Raw genomic sequence first — 5266 nt, 5'->3', positions numbered from 1 at the left:
CGGGCACCGGGGTCCACGACCAGCTCGGCGCTCGCCGTCCCGCGGTCGAGCTGGGCATAGCCCGTGAGGGGGGCCGGCGTGCTCGACCCGCCTCCCGCCGAGCCGTCCACGTCGAGCAGCAGGTGCACGACGTCGGCCTCGCCCGCCAGCTGCAGCAGGCTCTGCTCCCCGAGGGCCTCGATCCCGTCCTCTGCCTCAGCGCGGAGGGCGAGCTCGCGGACGGCCTGGGCGGCAGCGGGGTCGAGGTGCTCGAGGCGGGTCACGGGGTGGTCGCTCACCGACCCATCCCACCACGCCCGCGCATCTCCCGGCCTGGTCGGCGGACGGCCGGGCTTCACCCGGGGATCCCCTCAGCCGCAGCCCCGGACGGCCGATCGGACCTCCATGTCACACCAGACATTGACTACCGCGACCGAGCGGCCGCGCCAGGCCTCGGGGGGCGTGCGGCCCACGGGGGTCGAGCGCCGCCTCGGCGCTGAGGAGCTCATCGTGACGAAGACCGACCTCCAGGGTCGGATCACGTACGCGAACGACACCTTCCTGCGCATCTCGGCCCTCGTCGAGGAGGACACCCTCGGCCGCCCGCACAACATCATCCGGCACCCCGAGATGCCGCGCGGCCTCTACTCCTGCCTGTGGTCGACCATCGCCGCCGGCGAGGAGATGTTCGCGTATGTCAAGAACCTCGCGACCGATGGCGCCCTCTACTGGGTCCTCGCGCACGTCACCACGTCGATCGGGCCTGACGGTCGGGCCTGCGGCTACCACTCGAACCGCCGCTCGCCCTCCCGCTCGGCCCTGCCCGTCGTCGAGCAGCTCTACGCCCGGATGCTGCGGGCCGAGCGCGGTCTCTCGGCCAACGAGGCGGCGCGGGCCGGCGCGCAGGTGCTCGCGGAGACGCTCGCCGAGGCTGGGACCACCTACTCGGGCTGGATCTGGTCCCTCGAGGAGGAGGGCGCGTCATGATCGGCTCCCGACGACGGGTCCGTGAGCTCGAGGCGAAGGTCGCGGCCTACCGCGAGCTCGTCCAGGTGATCGGGGCGACGGTCGAGCGTGCCTCGACCGGCGACCTCGAGGCGCGCATGCCTGCAGCTCCCGTCCTCGGTGACGGGGGCTGCGACGGAGAGGTGGCGCGGGTACGCAGCCACCTCAACCACCTGCTCGACGTCGTCGACGCCTTCGCCCGCGAGGCCGGCGCCTCGCTGACGGCGGCCGCCGCAGGGGACCACGAGCGGCGTCTGCTGCTGCGCGGCCTGCCGGGGGCCTTCCGTGAGCGCGCCCAGGTGATCAACCGGGCCCGGGACCACCTGCGACTCTCCGAGGACGAGGTCAGTCGCGGGGTCGAGGCCCGTGAGGCCCTCGCTGCAGACTTCGAGCGTGAGGTGCTGGCCTCGAGCGCATCGGTGGGTGAGCAGGCTCGCGCGATGGCCGGCAACGCGAGCTCGCTCGCGCGGTCGGCCGGTTCGGCCGTCGCGCAGGCGGACGGCGCGGATCATGCTGTCAGCCGACTCGAGGAGGCAGCCGGGGTGATCGGCGACGTGGTCCGCCTCATCGCCGAGGTCGCCGCCCAGACGCGGCTCCTGGCCCTCAACGCGACCATCGAGGCAGCCCGCGCCGGTGAGCACGGGCGCGGCTTCGCCGTCGTCGCGAACGAGGTCGAGCGCCTGGCGGAGGAGACCAGTGGGGCGACCGCCCGCATCGAGCTCCAGGTCGAGACCGCGCAGGCTGCGGTGGCCGACGTCGCCTCGGTCCTCGCCGTCGTGCAGGAGGCGGTGCGGTCGATGGACACCGACGTCGCCGAGCTGCGCTCGCGGATCGACGGCGAGGGGCGCCCGGGGGCTGACATGCTCCCTCTGGTCCCCTCGGCGGCGCGGCTGGACCAGGAGGTCGCGCGCTTCCTCGGGGAGCTGCGGGCCTGACGGAACGTCCGGGGCGCGTCCCGCGTTGGGCCGGTAGAGGCCATCCGTGCAGGGTGGTGACAGGGGCGAGCGGAGGGCACGAGCCGTGCAAGTTGACGTCGTCGTGGTGGGCGCGGGCCAGGCGGGGCTGACAGCCGCGTACCACCTGCGCCGCGCGGGACTTGAGCCCGGGACCGGTTTCGTCGTGCTCGACGACGCGACCCGGGCCGGGGGAGCGTGGCAGCACCGCTGGGAGTCCCTCACCATGCGCGAGGCCCACGGGGTGCACTCCCTCCCCGGCATGCCGGCCCCCGAGGCCCAGGACGACGCCCCGGCGGCCGAGGTCATCCCCGCGTACTTCGCGGCCTACGAGGACCGCTACGGGCTCTCCGTCCGGCGGCCGGTGCGGGTCCGGTCGGTGACCGGGGCCGCGGAGGACCTGCTCGAGGTCCGCACCGACCAGGGCACCTGGCACGCGCGGGGCCTCATCAACGCGACCGGCACCTGGCAGCGGCCCTTCTGGCCCGCCTACCCCGGGCGCGAGACCTTCCGCGGCCGTCAGCTGCACACCCGGGACTACCGCGCGGCGGGGGACTTCGCGGGCGAGAGCGTCGTGGTGGTGGGTGGCGGCACCTCTGCCGTGCAGCTGCTGCTCGAGATCGCCCCCGTGGCCGAGACGACCTGGGTGACCCGCCGCGAGCCGCAGTTCGACGAGGGCGACTTCGACGAGGAGACCCGCCGCGCCGCCGTCGCACGCGTGGCTGAGCGGACGGCGGCGGGGCTGCCTCCGCAGAGCGTGGTCGCCGCGACCGGGCTGCCCCTGACCGAGGCGTACCGCCGTGGCATCGAGACGGGGGTGCTGCGCCGGCTGCCGATGTTCGAGCGCATCGTGCCCGACGGCGTGCGGTGGGCGGCGGCCGACGTGCCCCCGGCCCCCGAGCACCAGCGGGCGGACACGATCCTGTGGGCCACCGGGTTCCGGCCGGGGCTCGACCACCTGGCGCCGCTGCGGCTGCGGGGCCCGGGGGGTGGGATCGTGCTCGACGGCACCGAGGTCGTCGTCGACCCGCGGGTCCAGCTGGTGGGGTACGGCCCGAGCGCGAGCACGATCGGCGCCAACCGTGCGGGCCGCCAGGCCGTCCGCAGCCTCCGCCTCCGCCTCGGCTTCTGACCCGCCCCCATCGGAGGACGGGTCAGGGGGTGGTGGGCTTGTCGAGGCCGGTGGCGATGAGGTCCATGACGGAGGAGTCGGCAAGGGTGGTGACGTCGCCGACCTTGCGGTGCTCGGCGACGTCGCGGAGCAGGCGACGCATGATCTTGCCCGAGCGGGTCTTGGGCAGCTCGGTCACCACGAGGATGGTCCGCGGCTTGGCGATCGGGCCGATCTGCTTGGTCACGTGGGCGCGCAGGGTCGCGGCGACGTCGGCCCCCTCGCCCTCCTGGTCGACCTTGTCCAGGTGCTCGGCCCGCAGGATGACGAAGGCCACCACCGCCTGACCGGTCGTGGTGTCGCTCGCCCCGACGACGGCGGCCTCGGCCACCATCGGGTGCGAGACCAGCGAGGACTCGATCTCCGCGGTCGAGAGCCGGTGGCCCGAGATGTTCATGACGTCGTCGACCCGGCCCAGCAGCCAGATGTCGCCGTCCTCGTCCTTCTTGGCGCCGTCGCCCGCGAAGTAGAGGCCGGGGAACCTCGACCAGTACGTGTCGGCGAAGCGTTGCGGGTCGCCCCAGATGCCCCGCAGCATCGAGGGCCACGGCTCGGTGATGACCAGGTACCCGCCCGAGCCGTTCTCGACCGGGTGGGCCTCCTCGTCGACGACGTCGGCCGCGATCCCGGGCAGCGGGGTCTGGGCCGAGCCGGGCTTGGCGGTGGTGACCCCGGGCAGCGGGGAGATCATGATCGCCCCGGTCTCGGTCTGCCACCAGGTGTCGACCACGGGTGTGCGGTCCCCGCCGATCACGCGTCGGTACCAGGTCCAGGCCTCGGGGTTGATCGGCTCGCCGACGCTGCCGAGAAGGCGCAGGGAGGACAGGTCGTAGCGGCCGGGCACGTCCTCGCCCCACTTCATGCAGGTGCGGATCGCGGTGGGGGCCGTGTAGAGGATGGTCACGCCGTGCTTGGCGACGATCTCCCACCAGCGGCCCTTGTCCGGGGTGTCGGGGGTGCCTTCGTAGATGACCTGGGTCGCGCCGTTGAGCATCGGTCCGTAGACGACGTAGCTGTGCCCGGTGACCCAGCCGACGTCGGCCGTGCACCAGTAGACGTCGGTCTCGGGCTTGAGGTCGAAGACGTTGAGGTGGGTGAAGGCCGTCTGGGTCAGGTAGCCGCCGGTGGTGTGCAGGATGCCCTTGGGCTTCCCCGTGGTGCCCGAGGTGTAGAGGATGAACAGCGGGTGCTCGGCCTCGACCTGGACCGGCTCGTGCTGCTCGGAGGCCCGCTCGAGGGCCTCGTGCCACCACACGTCACGGCCCTCGGTCCACGCGACCTCCTGGCCGGTGCGTCGTACGACCAGCACGTGACGGACGGTCTCGCCGCCCCCGGCCAGGGCCTCGTCGACCGCGGGCTTGAGGGCCGCCGCCGAGCCGCGCCGGTGACCGCCGTCGGCCGTGATGACCGCGACCGCCTGGGCGTCCTCGATCCGGGAGCGCAGGGCCTCGGCCGAGAACCCGCCGAAGACTACCGAGTGCACGGCCCCGATCCGCGCGCACGCCAGCATCGCGATCACGGCCTCGGTGATCATCGGCAGGTAGATCGCGACCCGGTCGCCGGTCTGCACGCCGATCTCGACCAGGGCGTTGGCCGCTCGCGAGACCTCGCCCTGGAGCTCGGCGTAGGTGAGGGTGCGGCCGTCCCCTGGCTCACCTTCGAAGATCAGGGCCGTGCGGTCCCCGTGCCCCGCCTCGACGTGCCGGTCGACCGCGTTGTAGCAGGCGTTGAGCCGACCGTCGGCGAACCACCGGGCCACGGGGGCCCCGGACCAGTCGAGGGTCTCGGTGAACGGGGTGGACCAGGTGATCAGCTGACGGGACTGCTCGGCCCAGAAGGCGGGGCGGTCCGCCGCCGCCCAGGACGACATCTCCGGGCCCGCGTTGGCCTGGGCCACGAACTCCGGGGCGGGCGGGAAGCGGCGGTCCTCGGCGAGCAGGTTCTCGAGGGAGCTCGACGTCTCGTGGTTCACAGGTCCTCCGGGCGCAGCGGCGATGGTGCGGTCGGTGCAGCCCCGCGGGGCCACGCTTCGGATCGTAGACGCACCGCGCCCGCCTCGGGACCTCGGTCCCTGGCGCGGACGCCGCCGGTCCTGCTCAGGCGGTCGGGGCCATGGCGCGGTCCTCGCGGGCCTGGTCGGCGCGCGCGGCCTCCGCGG

The 5266-nt window shown here is 73.8% G+C and carries 4 protein-coding genes and 1 pseudogene; 3 read left to right on the top strand and 2 right to left on the bottom strand.

The genetic code is table 11. The annotated features are described in order from the left end of the window. A pseudogene (locus L0B03_RS13525) lies at positions 1-278 on the bottom strand (hypothetical protein); the annotation flags it as partial. 211 nt (positions 279-489) lie between these two features. On the opposite strand from L0B03_RS13525, the gene L0B03_RS13520 reads away from it, so the two are divergent. The 3 genes from L0B03_RS13520 to L0B03_RS13510 all read left to right on the top strand — a co-directional run bounded on the left by L0B03_RS13520 (position 490) and on the right by L0B03_RS13510 (position 3069). Beyond that, positions 490-966, top strand: a complete 477-nt coding sequence (locus L0B03_RS13520) for a PAS domain-containing protein (RefSeq protein ID WP_250446625.1) — start codon at positions 490-492, stop codon at positions 964-966. Next, a complete protein-coding gene (locus tag L0B03_RS13515) occupies positions 963-1919 on the top strand; it encodes a methyl-accepting chemotaxis protein (RefSeq protein ID WP_250446622.1) in 957 nt (318 codons plus the stop codon). Before L0B03_RS13520 ends, L0B03_RS13515 begins: the two co-directional genes overlap by 4 nt. A gap of 85 nt (positions 1920-2004) precedes the next feature. Beyond that, on the top strand, positions 2005-3069 hold the full coding sequence (locus L0B03_RS13510; protein WP_250446619.1) for an NAD(P)-binding domain-containing protein: 1065 nt from the start codon (positions 2005-2007) through the stop codon (positions 3067-3069). A 22-nt stretch (positions 3070-3091) separates the two neighbouring features. Here the strand turns inward: L0B03_RS13510 and acs are convergent, their stop codons facing one another. Beyond that, a complete protein-coding gene (gene acs, locus L0B03_RS13505; RefSeq protein WP_250446617.1) occupies positions 3092-5080 on the bottom strand; it encodes an acetate--CoA ligase in 1989 nt (662 codons plus the stop codon). Positions 5081-5266 lie beyond the last annotated feature (186 nt).

This window comes from Actinotalea sp. C106 (assembly GCF_023630195.1).
Lineage (GTDB): Bacteria > Actinomycetota > Actinomycetes > Actinomycetales > Cellulomonadaceae > Actinotalea.
The sequence above is the reverse complement of the archived record's forward strand: the minus strand, read 5'-3'. Positions and strand labels throughout refer to the sequence as shown.

Bases quoted from the DNA above. Each gene is read 5' to 3' on its own strand.
- L0B03_RS13515 (WP_250446622.1), top strand. From the start codon at position 963: ATGATCGGCTCCCGACGACGGGTCCGTGAGCTCGAGGCGAAGGTCGCG.